This window comes from Rhodococcus sp. SJ-2 (genome assembly GCF_053750035.1).
Genome location: NZ_CM132340.1, coordinates 654,927 through 672,347 on the forward strand (window position 1 = coordinate 654,927; position 17,421 = coordinate 672,347).

At 64.0% G+C, this 17,421-nt stretch carries 20 protein-coding genes; 11 read left to right on the forward strand and 9 right to left on the reverse strand.

The window, feature by feature from the left end; genetic code table 11:
- Positions 1 to 29: 29 nt before the first annotated feature.
- On the forward strand, positions 30 to 1,511 hold the full coding sequence (locus ACSYG9_RS03085) for an aminotransferase class I/II-fold pyridoxal phosphate-dependent enzyme (protein ID WP_454841125.1): 1,482 nt from the start codon (positions 30 to 32) through the stop codon (positions 1,509 to 1,511).
- Here ACSYG9_RS03085 and ACSYG9_RS03090 read toward each other — a convergent pair.
- Positions 1,504 to 1,986, reverse strand: coding sequence for a YetF domain-containing protein (locus ACSYG9_RS03090; protein ID WP_440127515.1), 483 nt, complete (start codon positions 1,984 to 1,986; stop codon positions 1,504 to 1,506). The two genes, ACSYG9_RS03085 and ACSYG9_RS03090, sit on opposite strands and share 8 nt — an antisense overlap.
- Positions 1,986 to 2,516 (reverse strand): hypothetical protein, encoded by a 531-nt coding sequence (locus tag ACSYG9_RS03095; RefSeq protein ID WP_454841127.1) that lies wholly within the window; start codon positions 2,514 to 2,516, stop codon positions 1,986 to 1,988. The genes ACSYG9_RS03090 and ACSYG9_RS03095 overlap by 1 nt, the downstream gene beginning before the upstream one ends.
- A gap of 152 nt (positions 2,517 to 2,668) precedes the next feature.
- Between ACSYG9_RS03095 and ACSYG9_RS03100 the strand changes: the two genes are divergently transcribed.
- Together ACSYG9_RS03100 and ACSYG9_RS03105 are read left to right on the forward strand one after the other, a co-directional pair.
- Positions 2,669 to 3,319, forward strand: a complete 651-nt coding sequence (locus ACSYG9_RS03100; protein ID WP_440125757.1) for a superoxide dismutase family protein — start codon at positions 2,669 to 2,671, stop codon at positions 3,317 to 3,319.
- Between the two features lie 71 nt (positions 3,320 to 3,390).
- Positions 3,391 to 3,948, forward strand: a complete 558-nt coding sequence (locus tag ACSYG9_RS03105; protein ID WP_454841128.1) for a DUF2231 domain-containing protein — start codon at positions 3,391 to 3,393, stop codon at positions 3,946 to 3,948.
- A gap of 49 nt (positions 3,949 to 3,997) precedes the next feature.
- On the opposite strand, the gene ACSYG9_RS03110 is transcribed toward ACSYG9_RS03105, so the two are convergent.
- Positions 3,998 to 5,179 (reverse strand): alcohol dehydrogenase catalytic domain-containing protein, encoded by a 1,182-nt coding sequence (locus ACSYG9_RS03110; protein ID WP_440125759.1) that lies wholly within the window; start codon positions 5,177 to 5,179, stop codon positions 3,998 to 4,000.
- A gap of 191 nt (positions 5,180 to 5,370) precedes the next feature.
- On the opposite strand from ACSYG9_RS03110, the gene ACSYG9_RS03115 reads away from it, so the two are divergent.
- The 3 genes from ACSYG9_RS03115 to ACSYG9_RS03125 all read left to right on the forward strand — a co-directional run bounded on the left by ACSYG9_RS03115 (position 5,371) and on the right by ACSYG9_RS03125 (position 8,122).
- Positions 5,371 to 5,940 carry a type 1 glutamine amidotransferase domain-containing protein gene (locus ACSYG9_RS03115; RefSeq protein WP_440125760.1) on the forward strand — a complete coding sequence of 190 codons (570 nt, stop codon included), beginning with the start codon at positions 5,371 to 5,373 and terminating at the stop codon, positions 5,938 to 5,940.
- Positions 5,941 to 5,958: 18 nt separating this feature from the next.
- Positions 5,959 to 7,368, forward strand: a complete 1,410-nt coding sequence (locus ACSYG9_RS03120) for an alpha,alpha-trehalose-phosphate synthase (UDP-forming) (RefSeq protein ID WP_454841130.1) — start codon at positions 5,959 to 5,961, stop codon at positions 7,366 to 7,368.
- A gap of 76 nt (positions 7,369 to 7,444) precedes the next feature.
- Positions 7,445 to 8,122: a PAS and ANTAR domain-containing protein gene (locus ACSYG9_RS03125; RefSeq protein ID WP_454841131.1), complete on the forward strand. Its 678-nt coding sequence runs from the start codon at positions 7,445 to 7,447 to the stop codon at positions 8,120 to 8,122.
- Positions 8,123 to 8,161: 39 nt separating this feature from the next.
- Here the strand turns inward: ACSYG9_RS03125 and mbp1 are convergent, their stop codons facing one another.
- Both mbp1 and ACSYG9_RS03135 read right to left on the reverse strand, forming a co-directional pair.
- Positions 8,162 to 8,398, reverse strand: a complete 237-nt coding sequence (mbp1, locus tag ACSYG9_RS03130) for a microaggregate-binding protein 1 (RefSeq protein ID WP_440125763.1) — start codon at positions 8,396 to 8,398, stop codon at positions 8,162 to 8,164.
- A 98-nt stretch (positions 8,399 to 8,496) separates the two neighbouring features.
- Positions 8,497 to 8,742, reverse strand: a complete 246-nt coding sequence (locus ACSYG9_RS03135) for a DUF6480 family protein (protein ID WP_440125764.1) — start codon at positions 8,740 to 8,742, stop codon at positions 8,497 to 8,499.
- A gap of 230 nt (positions 8,743 to 8,972) precedes the next feature.
- Here ACSYG9_RS03135 and ACSYG9_RS03140 point away from each other — a divergent pair, with 230 nt between their 5' ends.
- Genes ACSYG9_RS03140 through ACSYG9_RS03150 form a run of 3 tightly spaced genes read left to right on the forward strand, consistent with a single transcriptional unit; the run spans position 8,973 to position 10,877 of the window.
- Positions 8,973 to 9,212 (forward strand): hypothetical protein, encoded by a 240-nt coding sequence (locus tag ACSYG9_RS03140; RefSeq protein ID WP_440125765.1) that lies wholly within the window; start codon positions 8,973 to 8,975, stop codon positions 9,210 to 9,212.
- Positions 9,213 to 9,220: 8 nt separating this feature from the next.
- Positions 9,221 to 9,577 carry a hypothetical protein gene (locus ACSYG9_RS03145; protein WP_440125766.1) on the forward strand — a complete coding sequence of 119 codons (357 nt, stop codon included), beginning with the start codon at positions 9,221 to 9,223 and terminating at the stop codon, positions 9,575 to 9,577.
- A gap of 46 nt (positions 9,578 to 9,623) precedes the next feature.
- Positions 9,624 to 10,877 carry a glycosyltransferase gene (locus ACSYG9_RS03150; RefSeq protein ID WP_454841133.1) on the forward strand — a complete coding sequence of 418 codons (1,254 nt, stop codon included), beginning with the start codon at positions 9,624 to 9,626 and terminating at the stop codon, positions 10,875 to 10,877.
- Between the two features lie 128 nt (positions 10,878 to 11,005).
- On the opposite strand, the gene ACSYG9_RS03155 is transcribed toward ACSYG9_RS03150, so the two are convergent.
- The gene (locus ACSYG9_RS03155) at positions 11,006 to 11,431 is read right to left on the reverse strand and encodes an STAS domain-containing protein (protein ID WP_440125768.1); all 426 of its coding nucleotides are present in this window, start codon (positions 11,429 to 11,431) and stop codon (positions 11,006 to 11,008) included.
- A 297-nt stretch (positions 11,432 to 11,728) separates the two neighbouring features.
- Here ACSYG9_RS03155 and ACSYG9_RS03160 point away from each other — a divergent pair, with 297 nt between their 5' ends.
- Complete coding sequence (locus ACSYG9_RS03160; RefSeq protein ID WP_440125769.1) at positions 11,729 to 12,163, forward strand: ATP-binding protein; 435 nt, start codon at positions 11,729 to 11,731, stop codon at positions 12,161 to 12,163.
- Positions 12,160 to 12,942, forward strand: coding sequence for a SigB/SigF/SigG family RNA polymerase sigma factor (locus tag ACSYG9_RS03165; protein WP_440125770.1), 783 nt, complete (start codon positions 12,160 to 12,162; stop codon positions 12,940 to 12,942). The genes ACSYG9_RS03160 and ACSYG9_RS03165 overlap by 4 nt, the downstream gene beginning before the upstream one ends.
- 25 nt (positions 12,943 to 12,967) lie before the next feature.
- Here the strand turns inward: ACSYG9_RS03165 and ACSYG9_RS03170 are convergent, their stop codons facing one another.
- Genes ACSYG9_RS03170 through ACSYG9_RS03180 form a run of 3 tightly spaced genes read right to left on the reverse strand, consistent with a single transcriptional unit; the run spans position 12,968 to position 17,328 of the window.
- Positions 12,968 to 14,035 (reverse strand): alcohol dehydrogenase catalytic domain-containing protein, encoded by a 1,068-nt coding sequence (locus ACSYG9_RS03170; protein ID WP_440125771.1) that lies wholly within the window; start codon positions 14,033 to 14,035, stop codon positions 12,968 to 12,970.
- A 52-nt stretch (positions 14,036 to 14,087) separates the two neighbouring features.
- A complete protein-coding gene (gene metE, locus ACSYG9_RS03175) occupies positions 14,088 to 16,412 on the reverse strand; it encodes a 5-methyltetrahydropteroyltriglutamate--homocysteine S-methyltransferase (protein ID WP_454841135.1) in 2,325 nt (774 codons plus the stop codon).
- Positions 16,413 to 16,431: 19 nt separating this feature from the next.
- On the reverse strand, positions 16,432 to 17,328 hold the full coding sequence (locus ACSYG9_RS03180; RefSeq protein WP_440125773.1) for a 3-hydroxybutyryl-CoA dehydrogenase: 897 nt from the start codon (positions 17,326 to 17,328) through the stop codon (positions 16,432 to 16,434).
- Positions 17,329 to 17,421 lie beyond the last annotated feature (93 nt).

The window sequence follows — 17,421 nt, forward strand, 5'->3', positions numbered from 1 at the left end:
GGGCACGAGTCCCGGGTAGCCGCCAGAGCATGGATCAGTCGGAAACACCGTTGCTCACAGCCTTGGAGCAGTATCACCGGCTCGACCGCTACGGGTTTTCCCCACCCGGGCACCGTCAGGGTCGCGGGGTCGACGAGCGTGTCACCCGAGTACTCGGCGGTGACCCATTTCGGTCCGACGTGCTCGCATCCGGCGGGCTCGACGACCGGAGAACGCGCAACGGCTACCTGCCCCGAGCCGAGGCACTCATGGCCGAAGCCGTCGGAGCCGAGCGGGCTTTCTTCTCCACCTGCGGAAGCTCACTGTCGGTGAAAGCCGCAATGATGGCAGTTGCCGGCGATGACCCCGGGGGGTTGTTGCTGGGGCGCGATTCACACAAATCGGTCGTCGCCGGATTGGTCTTCAGTGGAGTCACTCCCCGATGGATCACGCCGCGCTGGGACGACGAAATGCATTTCTCCCATCCACCGTCGCCGGAACAGGTCGAGCAGGCGTGGGAATCACATCCCGATGCCGCGGGAGCGCTGATCGTCAGCCCGAGTCCCTACGGCACGTGCGCAGACATCGCCGGTATCGCGGAGGTATGTCACGACCGGGGCAAGCCGCTGATCATCGATGAGGCGTGGGGTGCGCATCTGCCCTTCCACGAAGATCTACCGACGTGGGCGATGGATGCGGGCGCCGACGTGTGCGTGGTCAGTGTCCACAAAATGGGAGCAGGCTTCGAACAGGGATCGGTTTATCACGTGCAGGGCGATCTGGTCGACAGCGTCCACCTGTCGGCCTGCGCCGATCTGCTGACCACCACGAGCCCCAATGTGCTGATCTACGCGGCGATCGATGGCTGGCGGCGTCAAATGGTCGAACGCGGCACCGAATTGCTCGGTAATACACTCGGTCTGGCCCAGCACGCGCGAGATCGGATCTCCGCGATCGATGGCCTCGACGTTCTCGAAGACAGGTTGCTCGGAGAAGAAGCATCACACGAACTGGATCGACTGCAGATCCTCGTCGACGTCTGCGCGCTCGGCGTCTCGGGCTACCAATGCGCGGACTGGCTGCGCGAGCACTGCCATGTGGATGTGGGAATGACCGATCACCGCCGGATTCTTGCGACGATGTCGATGTCCGACAACGAGACGACCGTGAACCGGCTCGTCGAATCCCTCGAGCGGTTGGTGCTCGCCGCGGAGTCGTTCGAGTCGCCGCCGAAGATTCACTTACCCACTCCGGACGAGATCCAACTCGAGTCCGTCATGTCGCCACGGGAAGCGTTCTTCGGCCGCACGGAGATGGTTTCCGGCGATCGCGCCGCAGGACGGGTCGCAGCAGAACAGATCACCCCCTACCCACCGGGCATCCCTACCGTGGTGCCAGGCGAGCGATTGGACCAGTCCGTCATCGACTATCTGCGGAGCGGCCTGGACGCCGGGATGAACCTCCCCGACGCAACCGACTCGTCGCTGCAACTATTTCGAGTAGTGGCCCAGGATCGATCCTCGGTCAGCTGATGTCCGGATGGACGGGTTCGTCCGCGCCCTCCCCGCCGGTCCGCGTGAAGAACGATACGCGTCCGTTGGTCTCGAGGACTGCGAGTTCGATCTCGTCGAACCGGCGGATGCCCTTCTGGCGTGCGCTGCTCATCAGATCGTCGAGCGACATCCTTTCGGTGCGCAGTCGGTCGAGATCGGGAACTCCGTCGCGGACGATGATGACAGGGATTCCGTGCGTGACACCCCGCATGCGGGGAAACCGGGAATTGATCCATGACAGTCCCATGGTGAGCAAGGCGAACACGCCGACCGCCAGGACAGCCGCAGTGACGGAGTAATCCTGCTGCGTGACTCCTTGCTGGATGAGATCGCCCATCGCGATGTAGAGGATCAGCTGGAAGGTACTCAGTTCGCCTACCGTCGACCTCCCGACGATCCGCGTGACCACCCACAGGAACAGAAAGAGAACCGCCGCGCGGATGATGATCTCCATCAGGGCAACACCCACGTCTTGAATTCCACAGTGACCACATCGATTCCGTTCTCGTGTACGGATGCCGAGCCCGATGCTCCTGTCTGGCTGGACGGTTGGATATACGCGTCGAACCCGAGTGAGAGCGTGTCGCCGGGAGGTGGCTCGAGGGTCATATAGGTGCGATCGGCGTCGGAGGTCTCCGCCGACGGCTCAGGCGTCCACCCCTGACTTTCGAAGATATCGAAATAGTCGGACTCGACGACGATCACCACCGGCTCCGTGAAACCCCCTGGTTTCCGGACCGTCAGATTCCAGGGGACGTCCAATCCTGGCCGAGCGACCCGCGGGTACTCGAGGTCGAGTTCGTATCCGCCACCGGATGCATGTGCGGTCGCACTGTAGACCCCCAGACGCCCGGTGAAGCCGACTACGACCACGACGAGGAGAAGACCTATCGCACCTCGCCGCAGCCAGGCGACAGCCGGGCAACGGGCGACGGTCCCGACATCGTCCAGTACCGAGTCCGGGATTCGATCGGAGGTGTCCATCGTCCGAATCTCCCACGATCATGACCCACGCGCCGGGCTTCGTGTGAAATGCCCACAGGCGGCTACGCGGTGGCGGTACCGGGTACGCGAGGCGCCCTCGACTTCGATGGCAGCGAGGGTTCGGTGCCGTGCGCTGCGGGTACGCGACCTTCATGAACACACGACACACCACTTTGATCGCGACGGTGTCACTGACCGCGCTTCTGGCTGTCGGCTGCGGCGACGACGAAGCGACAACCGATGACGCCACCGTCGAGACACCACCCCTGACCACCGCCGAAACAACAACCGACGACATCCCCACGCCCGCGCCCGGTATGGCAGGCGGATTCCAGGTACCCGGAGAACCCAGCGACGACGACGATGCCTTCACCTACGACGAAGCCGCCGTGCCCGTCGGCTCCGTGGTGAGAGTCGACTCCGAGGAGGAGGACGGCCGCACGACGATCACCCTCGACGCGACGGGCCTGGCACCGATGCGTGACTTCGGCGTGCACGTGCACACCCAGCCGTGCGGGCCGCAGCCATCGGACGCGGGGCCTCACTATCAGAACGAGGTGGACCCTGCCGCGACCCCGGATTCGCCATCGACAGACCCTGCCTACGCGAATCCCCAGAACGAGGTCTGGCTCGACATCACGACCGACGACAACGGCGCAGCCCAGGCTTCGACGACCGTCGACTGGGAGTTCCGCGACGATGAGGCCAATTCCCTCGTGCTCCACGCGCAGCACACCATGACCGGGCCGGGTGAGGCCGGGATGGCGGGCGATCGGCTCGCGTGCATCGACACCGATTTCTGAGGTCCGTCGCCGCCGATCGAGATGCGGGTGATCGGAGTTTCGGATAGTTCGTCCGAGGTACCCCTTCTTCCATGACGGGATTGTTCTCCACACTGGAATCCGCGACCGTCCTCGACCGTCCGTCGAGGACCATCCGCGATGCTGTCCGCCGTGCCACGTCAGGTATAGCGGGTGACCTGTTGCGCGGCGACGTGGCGCCGGGGCATCCGCTTCACCCCGCGCTGGTGGCGATTCCGATCGGCGCTTGGTCGTGCGCTCCGTTGTTCGACTTCGTATTCCGCAAACCGGAAACCGCACGGCAGCTGATCGGCATCGGATTGATCGCAGCTGTTCCCTCGGCGTTGACCGGCTGGGCCGACTTCGCTGAATGCGATACCCAGCAGCGACGGGTCGGTCTGGTCCATGCAGCAGTCAACGGCACCGGCATTGCGCTGATGGGGCTGTCCTATCTGGGCCGGCGTCGAGGCAGCAGTCCCGCGGCGAGGGCAGCGAGCACGGTCGCGACCGCGATGATCGGCTTCGGGGGCACCCTCGGCGGGCACCTGGCATTCGCGCTGGGTGCCCGGGTGGAGCGCCGATCCCAGCAGCCTCCGGCCGCTGGGCCAGCGTTCGATCCGGTCCTGGCGTAGATCGCGGGCGATCGCCCCCACGGGGCCTTGCGTCCGGTCGGTCGGTCGGTCAAGGCGTGAAGACGACCTTCACCGCGCCGTCCTGCTTTCGCTGGAAGATGTCGTATGCATGGGGTGCCTCTGCCAATGACAACCGGTGGGTGGCGAACGTATCCACTCCGAGTGGGTCGTCGTCGGTGAGAAGAGGCAATATCCGGGGCACCCAGTGCAACACATTGGCCTGGCCCATGCGAAGCCGAATCTGCTTGTCGAACATGGTCAGCATCGGCATCGGATCGCTCATTCCGCCGTATACACCGGACAGAGAAATCGTTCCTCCGCGGCGCACCACGTCGATCGCGGTGTACAGCGCATTCAGCCGGTCGACTCCCATCCGCTCCATCATCGGGGCGGCAATGGCCGACGGAAGGTAGCCGGTGGCCGTCTGCGCCAACTTGGCGACGGGTGAGCCATGAGCTTCCATACCTACTGCGTCGATGACCGAATCGGTGCCCCGGCCATCGGTGCGGTCCCGGATGAGATCTGCGAGTCCGGAACCGACGTCACCGAGATCGATGACGTCCATGCCCCTTGCGGCGGCCCGCGCAAGCCGTTCCGGCACGAGGTCGACGGCGATGACCCGAGCGCCACGGTGCATCGCGATACGACCTGCCATATCGCCGATCGGGCCGAGTCCGAGCACGGTGACCGTGCCGCCCTCCGGGATCTCGGCGTACTCGACGGCCTGCCATGCGGTCGGAAGTACGTCGGAGAGATACACGAATCGATCGTCGGCGGGGCCGTCCGGGACTTTGATGTGGGTCGTGTCGGCGTGGGGAACGCGCAGATACTGCGCTTGCCCGCCGGGAATGCTGCCGTACAGCTTCGAGTATCCGAACAACGCGGCCCCGCTCCCCTGCTCACGCACCTGGGTGGTCTCGCACTGCGAGTAAAGACCGTGATCGCACATGAAACACCCACCGCACGAGATCTGGAAGGGGATGACCACCCGGTCGCCGGGCGCCAGTTTCGTGACGGCAGAGCCCACCTCTTCCACGATGCCCATGGGCTCATGACCGAGGATGTCGCCGGGAGTCATGAACGCACCGAGTACTTCGTACAGGTGCAGATCGGAGCCACACAGATTGGTGGTCGTGACCTTGATGACAGCGTCGGTCGGTTCTTCGATTCGCGGGTCGGGGACGGTATCGACACTCACGTGACGTCGTCCCTGCCATGTCACTGCTTTCATCGTTCCTCCGCTCGTCGATAGGTGCACACCGGCGTACCCGCAGTCCGGGAAGGCAAACGGACTGGGCAGCAGAAGAATCCGGTCAGCTGTTCGGGCCGGCCCGGCACCGACTCACGCGCGGGTGTCACGTTTGCTCACCAGCTGGCAGCGGGTATGCGGGAACCATCGACTTCGAAGAAGGGGTGACCATCATGGACACAGCACAGCCTGGACGTCTGACCGGCCGGACCATCGCCATCCTCGCGACCGACGGCGTCGAAGAAGTGGAGCTCGTCGAGCCTCGGCGCGCGGTTGAGCGGGAGGGTGCCACGGTGCGGTTGCTGTCGCTGGAGAACGGGGAGATCCAGGCGATGGAGAAGGATGTGCACGCCGCGGGCAAGCACTCGGTGGACCAGCTTGTGGCAGACGCGGCGGTGGACGACTTCGACGGTCTTCTCCTACCCGGTGGTACAACCAATCCCGACCAGCTCCGTCAGGACGCAAAGGCGGTCGCATTCGTCCGTGATTTCGTCACATCGGGCCGACCCGTCGGCGTCATCTGCCACGGTCCGTGGACGCTCGTCGAAGCCGACGTCGTGCGCGATCGGACGTTGACGTCGTATCCGAGCGTCCGCACCGACATCCGGAACGCGGGTGGCACGGTGGTGGACGAGGAAGTGGTCATCGACAAGAACCTGGTGTCCAGCCGTAACCCTGCAGATCTGCCCGCGTTCTGCTCGGCAGTGATCGACGTCTTCGCTGATCGGCAACCGGCCGGGTGAGGGGCCGGAGCTACAAGCATGAGAGAAGCAAGGCCGAGCGATTTCGTCGTGGTGGCGAACCGCCTTCCCGTCGATCTCGTCGAGCAGTCCGACGATGGTCCCGCACGATGGCAGCGCAGTCCCGGTGGACTCGTCACGGCTCTCGAACCGGTCCTCCGCTCCGTCGAAGGTTCGTGGGTGGGATGGACGGGTACCGCCGGTGTCGCACTCGATCCGTTCATCGAAGACGGGCTGGCCCTCCATCCGGTGTCCCTGGACGAACACGAGGTCGCCGAATACTACGAGGGGTTTGCCAACTCGACGCTCTGGCCGCTCTATCACGACGCCCTGGTTGCCCCGACCTTCCGCCGGGAATGGTGGCATACCTACCAGGAAGTCAACCGCCGCTTTGCCCGAGCCGCCTCGCTGGCCGCCGCACAGGGTGCCACCGTGTGGGTCCACGACTACCAGCTCCAACTCGTTCCGCATATGCTCCGCGAGTTGCGGCCGGATGTCAGGATCGGTTTCTTCTTGCACATTCCGTTCCCACCGCCAGAACTGTTCCTGCAACTGCCGTGGCGAAAGGCGATCGTGGAGGGCCTGCTCGGCGCCGACCTCGTCGGATTCCACCTTCCGGGAGGCGCCGAGAACTTCCGGTATCTCGCACGACGACTTTCCGGCCCGTCCAGCACTCATCTGTCCGCGGGCGGCCGCATCGACCTCGGTACACGGAGTGTGCGGGTAGGCGCCTATCCGATCTCCATCGACTCGGCGCGGCTGCGCGACTCCTCCGCCGAGCCGAACACCGTGATGCGCGCCGAACAGATCCGGGCGGAACTCGGTGATCCCGAGATCTTTCTGCTGGGCGTGGATCGGCTCGACTACACCAAGGGCATCGAGCTGCGTGTCGAGGCCTTGCGGGAGTTGTTCGTGGAGGGAGAACTCGATCCCGAAAAGACTGTGATGGTGCAACTCGCCACCCCCAGCCGCGAACGTCTCGAAGCCTATGCCTCGTTGCGGGACGACGTCGAGCGGGAAGTGGGCCGGATCAACGGCGAGTTCGGTCGTCTGCGCGGCCCTGTCGTGCACTACATCCATCGTCCGGTCGCACGGGACGAGCTCGTTGCGATGTACACCGGCGCCGACGTCATGCTCGTGACACCGCTGCGCGACGGAATGAACCTCGTCGCGAAAGAATACGTGGCCTGCCACGCCGATGGTAGAGGTGCACTTGTCCTCAGCGAATTCGCCGGGGCCGCGGCAGAATTGCGCCGCGCTTTCCTGGTGAATCCCCACGATCTCGAGGACGTGAAGAACGCGATACTCAGCGCCGTCCGATTCGACGATCCCGGGTTGACTCGGCGTATGCGCACGATGCACGACCACGTCATGAAGCACGATGTTGCCCGGTGGGCGCGCACCTTCCTCGACGATCTGCAGACGGCGTAGCCCACCACGGCGCGTCACGCCCCGTATGTACCTTCCGGTGAACCATCCCGGTATGGGGTGACGCATAATCTGACCTATGAAGGAAAGCGTCTCTTCTCCCGACACGGCTGCCGTAGCGCGCCGCTTCGAGGGCACCCAGTCCCCGCATGTCGGAAGCTTCCGCTACCTGCTCGCCGACGACACGTGGGAGTGGTCCGACGCGGTGGCGGCGATGCACGGCTACATCCCGGGCACAGTTCATCCCACCACCGCATTGCTGCTGCATCACAAGCATCCCGACGACAAGAAGAAACTCGCAAAGCTGCTCGAGGCGGTCCGGACCACGGGAGAACCGTTCAGCAGTAAACATCGCATCATCGATACCGGTGGCAACGTCAAGAGCGTGGCGGTGATCGGCGACCGGCTGTTCGACAGAGATGGCACCATACTCGGCACCAGCGGGTTCTATCTCGATCTTTCCGAAGCCATCGAGGAAGACATCCGGGAAGGCGTGGATGTGGCTGTGTCGGCCCTCGCCGGGGCCCGCGCCGTGATCGAACAGGCCAAGGGGATCTTGATGGTGGTGTACGCCGTGTCCGCCGAACGCGCCTTCGAGGTACTCACCTGGCGTTCCCAGGAGACCAATGTCAAGGTGCGAGCACTTGCGGAACAACTGGTCGCCGAGGCAGCAGGCGGTTCCGGCGCACAGCCGATCGCGCGCACCGAATTCGACCATCTCCTGATGACGCTGCACGACAGAGTGCCCGAGGCCTGATCCAGACCCCGGGCACCCCCCGACAACTACGGGTGCGAGCTACTGCTGTGACCGCTGCCGCGCTTCGTCCGCCTCGGCTTCGGCGCGGGCCTTCTCTGCCTCGGCTTCCTTCTGGGCCACTTCCCGCTGGCTTTCGGCCTTGTCCTGCTGGGCGCGTCCCTCGCGAGCGAGGTCGTCGTTTCCGACCAGAGCTCCGGCGGCTTCCTTGGCCTTACCTTTCACTCCTTCGACTGCACCTTTGATGCCCTCGCTGGGGCCGCTCTTGTCATCAGTCATTGCGATTGATCCCTTCTCGTGTGGATTCAACTGCTGTGGATTCACCTGTTCGGGCCCCTGCCTTCCGTTCTCCGTGACATGCCCCGGTCCACCGCTGCTCAGAGCAGCAGTCCGATGATCAGAGCCACGAAGATCAGGACGATCACCACGACCGCAGCGAGCGAGAGCCACCCGGTGGGTGGAAACCTGAAGCTCGTACGCGGTTCCGGCGCAGACAAGCCCGAGGTGCCCGACGACTCGGGTGGTGTCGATCCAGGGCGTACTCCACCGCCCTCATCCAGATCGGGAGTGCTGTCGGGGCTCGGGTCTGTATTACCGTGCGGTTCAGGATCGGAGACGCTCATGTGCCCTCCTCTGGTCGTTTCCGCATCGTGTCGGACGAGTACCCGAACTCGGCAACCGCAACCCTCGGGTCGCGGATTCTGTCGGCCGGACCTACACCGGATGCCCGATGCCGGCTGTTCCAAACCATCGTTCGGGGCGATCCGGGTTCCTCCGTGGGGAACCTGGGTTTGCTCAGCCACGAGGCGGGGCATCCGGTGGATACGGAAGTTCACACGAAAGGAGCTTCGGCATGCCTACGTGCGATACATGCGGCAACAACTACGACAAGACCTTCACGGTCACTCGAGAGAACGTGACCGGCACATACGACAGTTTCGAGTGCGCGGCGGTCGCGATGGCGCCGGAGTGCGCCCACTGTCATTGCAGGATCCTCGGACACGGAGTAGAGGCGAACGGCGTGATGTTCTGCTGCGCCCACTGTGCCCGTCAAGTCGGTCAGGACCAGCTCACCGACCGCGTCGGAAGTTGACCTTCGGTATGAGCCAAGATGTGGAGAAACGCTGGCGCGACCCGAAGGCCTTCCGAAGCGCCGTTCGGTATGCGGCTGCGGTGATCGTGATCGCCCTACTGATCATGTTCGGAGTGATCGTCTGGTCCGCCATGTCAGGTGACAGCTGCGCGGACGCAGAGTTTGCCGTGTGCACCGATCCCGCCCGCCAGATCCTCATGTTCGGCCCCGTTGTCGTGCTTCTTCTGGGGGGACTCGGTGCCTTCGTACGCACCTATCAGGTGTGGAAGGCCGGCGGCCGGTGGCCTATCTGGCACGGAACCGGTTGGGCGCTCTTCGTTCTGATGGTGATGTACGCCGGTATCTCGGCGACGGCAGCGACGTAGCCCGACTTTCGAACAACCTGCGCCTCGGCGCCCGGGAAGGAAGCCGATGCACATCTCCATGGTGTCGGAGGATGCGAGTCCGCTCGCTGCTCTCGACGATGCCGATGTCGATGGACGACACGTCCACATCGCCGAACTGTCTTCTGCCTTGGCTCGCGCAGGGCACCGCGTGGTGGTCTACACCCGCCGCGACAGCAGCGACCTTCCCGAGCGAGTGCGCACCGAAGCGAACTACGAGGTAGTGCATGTTCCGGCCGGTCCGCCCGAGCCGCTCAGGAAGGACGAACTACTTCCCTTCACGGGTGAGTTCAGTTCGTTCCTCCGGAAGGAATGGTCACGCGAACTTCCCGACATCGCACATGCCCATTTCTGGATCTCGGGAATCGCGGCACAGTTGGCAGCGAGAGAACTGGGAGTTCCCACCGTACAGACCTTCCACGCACTGGGAATAGTCGAACGCAGACATCAGAACGGCCGGCCTCGGAGCACCGGGGATCCCGGCCGGGCGGATCGGATCCGGCTGGAGAAACTCGTCGCCCATGGGGCCACCAGAGTATTGGCAGCCTGCTCCGACGAAGTATCCGAACTCGCTCGCATGGGGCTTCCTCGCACTCGTACGTCCGTCATTCCTTGCGGCGTCGATGTGAGACGATTCGAACCTGTCGGGCCCACGCTCCTCCCCCGCCGAACGAAGTACCGCATCGTCACCGTCGGAAAGCTCATGCCTCGAATGGGTTTCGACATCACGATCGAAGCCTTGCGGGCACTTCCCGAGACCGAACTCGTGGTGGCCGGGGGCACTGCGGGCGGTGAACTGTCCGACGACCCGGAAGCAGCACGGCTTGCCGACGTCGCACGCCGGTGCGGCATAGCCGACCGCGTGCGGATACCCGGCCGGATCGCGCCCTCCCAGGTGCCCGCCCTGTTGCGTTCAGCGGACATCGTCGTGAGCACCCCCTGGTACGAGACGTTGGGCGTTGTGCCTCTCGAGGCCATGGCGTGTGGACGACCCGTGATCGCGGCTGCAGCAGGCAGCGTGCTCGATATCGTGGTCGACGGTATTACGGGCATTCTCGTACCACCCCGCCTTCCCGAGGCACTCGCGAAGGCCGCACGGCGGCTACTCGGCGATCCCACGACGCGCGACACCTACGGGATCGCGGGCCGCGACCGCGCCGTCGCACGGTACTCGTGGGATCGCGTCGCAGCAGACACAGCACGGGCGTACGAGCGGATTCTGCCTGTGCCGTGCAAAGAATCCCCGCGCGAAGAATCCCTCAGCGGCATGAAAGAGAAATAGCGTGCCGGACGCCTACCATCGCAACAGTATCGGCGTAGAAAAACCGTTGCCGTGCAAGCCTCCACCCTGCACGGCAACGGTGTCGCGACACACTGACCACTTCAGTCTGCCGCGCTCTTCGGATGGCATCAGGCGGCGAAACTCAGCGATCTCATGGCACTTTCGAGAGAGAGATGCTGAGAGATCCGCTTGTCGGGGTCGGCGATACGCAGCAGTCGCTGAACCGGTCTCCCGCCAACGAGTGCCCAACGTGCATCGCTCTGGCGGCTTACCTCATCGAGGTCACGGAACACCGTCAAGCCCGCCGTTCCGTAGAACCCTACTTCGGACAGATCCAGGATCATCCGCTGCGAGGAGCGAAGCTGTCTACAGGCGTAGTCACTCAGTGCAGAAGCGTTACGGAGGTCGATCTCTCCGGTGACGCCCAAACGAACCAAGGCCGAACTGATCTGTTGCGCGCGAAATTGTGCACCGACGGCCCAGCTGATCGCGGCAAGGCTCGGAACGGCGCGAATGGTGTGGCTCGGCTCGATAGGGCTTTCTGTAGCAGTCATTGCACTTCCCAACGTCTGAGGAATTTCAAAGGCGCTACAGGCGCGGCAGCAGCAACAGTTCGCCCGCCGGAATACCACCCATAAGCGGCACCTTCGACTTCAGGCTGTGTGCTCAACCGGACTCAACACTAGTGCAGATGCGCCCGGCACTCAACTGGATCAGTCATCTCCAACTCGCAGCGGAGCAGCGTCGGAGGGCGGTGTTTCGAGAACTCATAGGCTGGGTAGTCTTCCCCTCGAAGAAACTGGAAGAGGACACTCAGCACCGCTACATGCAGTCACGGAGAACAGGCACTCATGGCGAAATCCGCGTCGGTAGATTCGGCACACAAAGATGCTTCACCCACAGTCGAGCTGCGGGTGAAGGCCGATGCCGACCAGCTTTCGGTGCTGCGCGCTGTCGCAGCAGCGATCGCCTTGCAACACGACCTCGATCTCGACACCGTCGAGGACATCAAACTCGCGGTCGACGAGGCAGCAACACGGTTGATCGTGAATTCTGTTGAGCTGTCGACCCTTCTGTGCAGCTTCCAGGTCTCACCGACCGGAGTGAAGATCAGCTTGTCGGCCCCTACCCGCCCGGACGCTCCTACCCGGCAGCCCCGCTCGTTCGGATGGCATGTTCTGAATTCGCTCACCGATTCGGTGGCCGTATCGTCGGGCGTCGACGAGCGCGGCGACACAGTGAGCACTATCGAGATGGCCATCTCCGACCGTAGCGCGGCTCGGTGAAAGAGAAGAACCGACGGTCGAATGACGATTACGCCGATGTCTTCGACGATCTGAAAGGGCTCTCTGTTCTCGGCGAGAAGGACGCGGCACGATCCGTGATCCGCGAACGCGTCGTCGAACGCTGCCTCCCACTCGCAGAACACATCGCGCGGCGTTTCGACGGGCGCGGTGAGTCGTTCGAAGACCTGCTGCAGGTCGCGCGTCTCGGGCTGGTCAACGCGGTCGACAGGTTCGATCCCGAGCGCGGCGCCGACTTCGTGTCGTTCGCGGTGCCCACGATCATGGGTGAGGTCCGGCGGCACTTCCGCGACACCGCGTGGGCGGTGCGGGTTCCCCGCCGCATGAAGGAACTGCACCTGTCACTGAGTCACGCCACCGCAGATCTGTCGCAGCGTCTCGGACGCGCGCCCTCAGCGAGCGAGCTCGCGCAGGAGTTGGGTATCGACCAGGAGGAAGTGCTCCAAGGGCTGGTCGCCGGCAATGCCTATACCACGATTTCTGTGGATCGGTCGTCGTCGCAGACCGACGACGGTCTCACTCTGGCCGAAACACTCGGCGAGTACGACACGGCCCTCGACGAGGTCGAGAACAACGAAGCACTGCGCCCGTTGCTCGACGCGCTACCGGAACGCGAACGCTCCATCATCATGCTGCGATTCTTCGGAAACATGACGCAGACACAGATCGCCGAACGCGTCGGAGTGTCCCAGATGCACGTCTCCCGTCTACTGGCGAAAACTCTGGCACAGCTGCGGGATCAGCTCGGCGACAACTTCTGAGCCGAGCCGATCCCTCCGCCTCGGCTCAGAAGGTCGCGGCATCGATGACGAATCGGTACCGCACGTCGCTCGTCACGACCCGGTCGTAGGCTTCGGCGATGCGATCGGCGGAGATCAGCTCGATCTCTGCGGCAATGCCGTGCGCTGCACAGAACTCGAGCATCTCCTGAGTGGACGCAATCCCTCCGACGTTCGATCCCGCGATCGCCCGGTCGTTGTTGCCGAGTGAGAACGCCCGCAGCGACAGTGGATTCTCGGGTAGCCCCAGTTCGACGAGAACACCCTGCAGCGACAGCAGCGACAGGTACCGGTCCAGGTCGAGGTTGACCGACACGGTGTTGAGGATCAGGTCGAACTTGCCGCGAAGTTCCTTGAAGATCTCCGGGTCGGTGGTTGCGCGATAGTCGACGGCACCGAAGCGCAGGCCATCTTCCTTCTTCGCCGAGGAATGGCTGAGCACGGTCACCTCCGCGCCCAGCGCAGCGGCGATCTTGACGCCGACGTGCCCCAGCCCGCCCATCCCGATGATCGCGACCTTGGTGCCGGGACCTGCCTTCCAGCGCTTCAACGGTGAGTACAACGTGATACCTGCACACAGCAACGGTGTCGCCGCAGCAGGATCGAGCCTGTCCGGCACCTTCAGTACGAAGTGCTCCGTGACAACGATGTGTGTCGAGTAGCCGCCCTGGGTGACCTGGCCGTCGCGGCCGACGGAGTTGTACGTCGCGGTGACTCGCTCGAGGCAATGCTGTTCGAATCCGGTCGCGCACGGATCGCACTGACCACACGAATCGACGAAGCATCCCACGCCGACCCGGTCGCCGACGACGTGCTTCGTGACGTCGTCGCCGGTCGCCGCGACGCGCCCGACGATCTCGTGTCCGGGCACAACCGGATACTTGGTACCGCCCCATTCGTTGCGGGCCACATGGATGTCCGAGTGGCAGATACCGGCGAATTCGATCTCGATCAGAACGTCACGCGGACCCAGCGGACGGCGCTCGATCGTGGTCTTCGTCAAGGGAGCATCTGCAGCGGTGGCAGCGAACGCCGTCGCGGTGATGGCCGGAACAGGAACAGCAGAGTCATTCATGTTCCTATACCTACTCCCCCACGAGTGACCGCTCGCCCGCGGGTGCACGGCGTCAGAGTCGTTCCGAGGATTCCGCCGTGGCTACGGCCCGGCGACGCAACCGACGCGCCGCTGCGACGAGGTTGCGCAGCGATGGCTCGACCTGCCAGCTCCGCCGGGATTTGAGTCCACCGTCCGGGTTCGCCCACAGCCGGTCGAGGTCGACGGATTCAGCTGCTTCGGTCAGCAACTCGTCGAGTTCGTCGATGTCGGGAATGCGCGCCGAACGCGACTCGTAGACGCCCGGCCCGACGCCGTGCGTCAGGGCCCGATCCTCGAGCGCCCCGAGCACCCAGCTGATCGACCTGGTCGCGACGATCGCGGTGACATCGGCATCGAGTCGTTCGATGGCGTCGACCACCGATTTCTGACCCGAATACGTCAGGTGTGTGTGGATCTGAGTCTCGGGTTGGGCCCCGCCGGTCGCGAGGCGGAACGCATCGACGGACCAGTCGAGGTACTCGGCGCGCCCGTCCTGCCGCAACGGCAACAATTCACGGATCGCCGGTTCGTCGACCTGGATGATTGCGATCCCCGCCTTCTCCAGGTCGGAGATTTCGTCTCGGATCGCGAGTGCCAGCTGGTCGGCCGTCTCATGACGCGGCTGGTCTATCCGGACATAGGACCGCGCCAGCATCGTGACGGGTCCGGTGACGATGCCCTTGACCGGTTTTTCGGTGAGGGACTGAGCAAATGCGGTCCACTCCACCGTCATCGGTCTCGGCCGCACGATGTCGCCGTACAGGATCGGCGGGCGTGCGCAGCGCGACCCGTAGGACTGCACCCATCCGAAATGGGTGGTCGCGAAGCCTTCCAGCAGTTCGGCGAAGTACTGCACCATGTCGTTGCGCTCGTGTTCGCCGTGCACGAGAACGTCGAGGCCGATGTCCTCCTGCAACCGGATCGTCGACTCGATCTCGGCTTCGATGAGCGCGGCGTATTCCGCGTAGGACAGGCGTCCCTGGCCGAGCTCGTACCGCGCCGTGCGCGCCTCCGCGCTCTGGGGGAACGAGCCGAGCGTGGTTGCGGGGACGGGTGGAAGCGCCAAACGCTTCTGCTGGGCGACACGACGTTCCTCGTAGGGCGCGCGGATACGATGCTCGGCGGTGAGCGCGTTGAGTCGGGCCCGCACGGTGTGCCTCTGCTTGAAATGCACCGAAACGGGCGGCCGGCGCCACTTCTCCTCGGCCCCGCTTGTGAGAGCCTTCGCAAGCGAGACGACCTCACCGACCTTCTGTTTCGCGAACGCCAGCCGATCCGCGACGTCGCCGGGGATGTCGTACTCGACCAGGAGGTCGTACGGCACGTGCAGCAACGAGGAGGATGTGGAGACGACGAGATCAGGCGCGACTGCGGCGAGCGAATGCAGGTAGTCGAGAGTACGGCGCCGATCGACCTTCCACACATTGCGTCCGTCGACGACGCCGGCGTAGATCCGCTTGCGTTTCAGGCCTGGCACGGCGGCGAGCTCGTCGGGAGTCATCCGGCCGTTGACGAGGTCGAGACCGAGTGCTTCGATCTTCGACGCCGCAAGGATCGGTAGTGCCGCACCGAAATGGCCGTACGGCCCGGTCACGAGGATGCGGGGTCGCAGCGGTGCGTGCGAGAGCACGTGGTAGGCCCGTTTCAGGGCCGCGAGTTCGTCAGCAGTGCGGTCCTCGGTGAACGACGGCTCGTCGAGCTGCACACAGGTGGCACCGCGCTTCGCAAGTTGCTCGAAGAGTCGCTTGTACTGTTCGAGCAGCGGGTCGAGCAGAGCGAGTGGCGAGAACCCGTCCTGTTCGGAGGTCGGCGCAACCTTCGACAGCAGCAGCAGCGAGACCGGGCCGAGTACGACGGGCCGCAGTTCGACACCCTCGGACATCGCCCGATCGAACTCGTCGAGCAATGCGTCCGAGTTCAAATGAAAGGAGGTGTGTTCGTCGAGTTCGGGCTGACGATAGTGGTAGTTGCTCCCGAACCAGCGTACGAGTTCGAGGGGCGGGAAGTCTGCGCGGCCCCGGCACATCATGAAGTAGAAGTCGAGCGGGTCGAGTTCGTCGACGAGCGGGCGGAACCGTTCCGGAACCGCACCGAAAAGCAGTGCATTGTCGAGCACGTGGTCGTAGAAGGAAAACGTATTGCCGGGGACCTGCGTCAACCCGGTAGCGGACAGTTCACGCCACAAGTTCTCCTGTAGCTCACGGCCGACTTCGAGGATCTCCTTGCGGGTGCCGTCGCCGTGCCAGTAGGAGTCGAGAGCACGCTTGAGTTCGCGACGGGGTCCGATGCGCGGGTACCCGAGAATACTCGAGCCGTGGCGTGCCATGCCGGAATCGACCTCTCCCTCAATACCCATCACGGTAGGTGTTGCCTGACTAACCGGCTTTCTTGGCCGCGCGGCCGTTCTCTGCGTACTCGTAGAATCCGGCGCCCGACTTCTTGCCGACGAGCCCCGCCTCGACCATACGGAGAAGCAGCGGAGGTGCCGAGTAGAGGGGCTCCTTGAATTCGTCGTACATGGAGTCCGCGATCGATTTGACGGTGTCGAGCCCGACGAGGTCGGTCAGTTCGAGCGGTCCCATCGGGTGGGCGCAGCCGAGCACCATCGCCTTGTCGACGTCCTCTTTGGTGGCGAAACCGGATTCGACCATCCGGACCGCCGAAAGGAGGTACGGCACGAGCAGGGCGTTCGCGATGAATCCTGCCCGATCGGACGACCGGACGACCTGCTTGCCGAGGATGTCGCCTGCGAAGGCCTCCGCGCGTCCGGATACCGCGCGGCTGGTTTTGAGGGTGGTCACGACTTCCACCAGGGGAAGTACCGGGACCGGGTTGAAGAAGTGCATCCCGATGACACGTTCGGGTGCCGTTGTCGCAATTCCGAGCTTCATGATCGGGATCGACGACGTGTTGGAAGCGAGCACGGCGTTGGGATCGGTGACGACCTTGTCGAGCTCCGCGAAGATCTCGGCCTTGACCTTCTCGTCCTCCACGACCGCCTCCACCACGAGCTGCCGATCCGCGAAGTCCTCGAGGTCCGAGGTGAAACGAAGCCGCCATGCGGCCTGCTCACGCTCGCGTTCAGTGATCTTCCCGGTACTCACACCGCGGTCGAGGGACCGGAGGATCCGCGCACGTCCGGCCGCTGCGAGCTCGCGAGTCTGCTCGAACACCAGCACGTCCACATGAGCCCGCGCACACACCTCAGCGATACCCGATCCCATGATGCCGGCGCCGATCACACCGACGCGCTGAATCTTTTCACTGGTCACGTCGAATCTCCTCAACTACCTGTGCTCGGCGACTACGGATTCGGCGAGTACACGGGTAACTCACCGGGTACGGCCAAAGCCCCGGATTCCGGA

Bases quoted from the DNA above. Each gene is read 5' to 3' on its own strand.
- ACSYG9_RS03150 (WP_454841133.1), top strand. From the start codon at position 9,624: ATGCACATCTCCATGGTGTCGGAGGATGCGAGTCCGCTCGCTGCTCTC.
- ACSYG9_RS03105 (WP_454841128.1), top strand. From the start codon at position 3,391: ATGACGGGATTGTTCTCCACACTGGAATCCGCGACCGTCCTCGACCGT.
- ACSYG9_RS03090 (WP_440127515.1), bottom strand. From the start codon at position 1,986: ATGGAGATCATCATCCGCGCGGCGGTTCTCTTTCTGTTCCTGTGGGTG.
- ACSYG9_RS03135 (WP_440125764.1), bottom strand. From the start codon at position 8,742: ATGAGCGTCTCCGATCCTGAACCGCACGGTAATACAGACCCGAGCCCC.
- ACSYG9_RS03170 (WP_440125771.1), bottom strand. From the start codon at position 14,035: ATGAATGACTCTGCTGTTCCTGTTCCGGCCATCACCGCGACGGCGTTC.
- ACSYG9_RS03145 (WP_440125766.1), top strand. From the start codon at position 9,221: ATGAGCCAAGATGTGGAGAAACGCTGGCGCGACCCGAAGGCCTTCCGA.
- ACSYG9_RS03110 (WP_440125759.1), bottom strand. From the start codon at position 5,179: ATGAAAGCAGTGACATGGCAGGGACGACGTCACGTGAGTGTCGATACC.
- ACSYG9_RS03155 (WP_440125768.1), bottom strand. From the start codon at position 11,431: ATGACTGCTACAGAAAGCCCTATCGAGCCGAGCCACACCATTCGCGCC.
- mbp1 (WP_440125763.1), bottom strand. From the start codon at position 8,398: ATGACTGATGACAAGAGCGGCCCCAGCGAGGGCATCAAAGGTGCAGTC.
- ACSYG9_RS03120 (WP_454841130.1), top strand. From the start codon at position 5,959: ATGAGAGAAGCAAGGCCGAGCGATTTCGTCGTGGTGGCGAACCGCCTT.
- ACSYG9_RS03085 (WP_454841125.1), top strand. From the start codon at position 30: ATGGATCAGTCGGAAACACCGTTGCTCACAGCCTTGGAGCAGTATCAC.
- ACSYG9_RS03095 (WP_454841127.1), bottom strand. From the start codon at position 2,516: ATGGACACCTCCGATCGAATCCCGGACTCGGTACTGGACGATGTCGGG.
- ACSYG9_RS03100 (WP_440125757.1), top strand. From the start codon at position 2,669: ATGAACACACGACACACCACTTTGATCGCGACGGTGTCACTGACCGCG.
- ACSYG9_RS03160 (WP_440125769.1), top strand. From the start codon at position 11,729: ATGGCGAAATCCGCGTCGGTAGATTCGGCACACAAAGATGCTTCACCC.
- ACSYG9_RS03125 (WP_454841131.1), top strand. From the start codon at position 7,445: ATGAAGGAAAGCGTCTCTTCTCCCGACACGGCTGCCGTAGCGCGCCGC.
- metE (WP_454841135.1), bottom strand. From the start codon at position 16,412: ATGGGTATTGAGGGAGAGGTCGATTCCGGCATGGCACGCCACGGCTCG.
- ACSYG9_RS03115 (WP_440125760.1), top strand. From the start codon at position 5,371: ATGGACACAGCACAGCCTGGACGTCTGACCGGCCGGACCATCGCCATC.
- ACSYG9_RS03140 (WP_440125765.1), top strand. From the start codon at position 8,973: ATGCCTACGTGCGATACATGCGGCAACAACTACGACAAGACCTTCACG.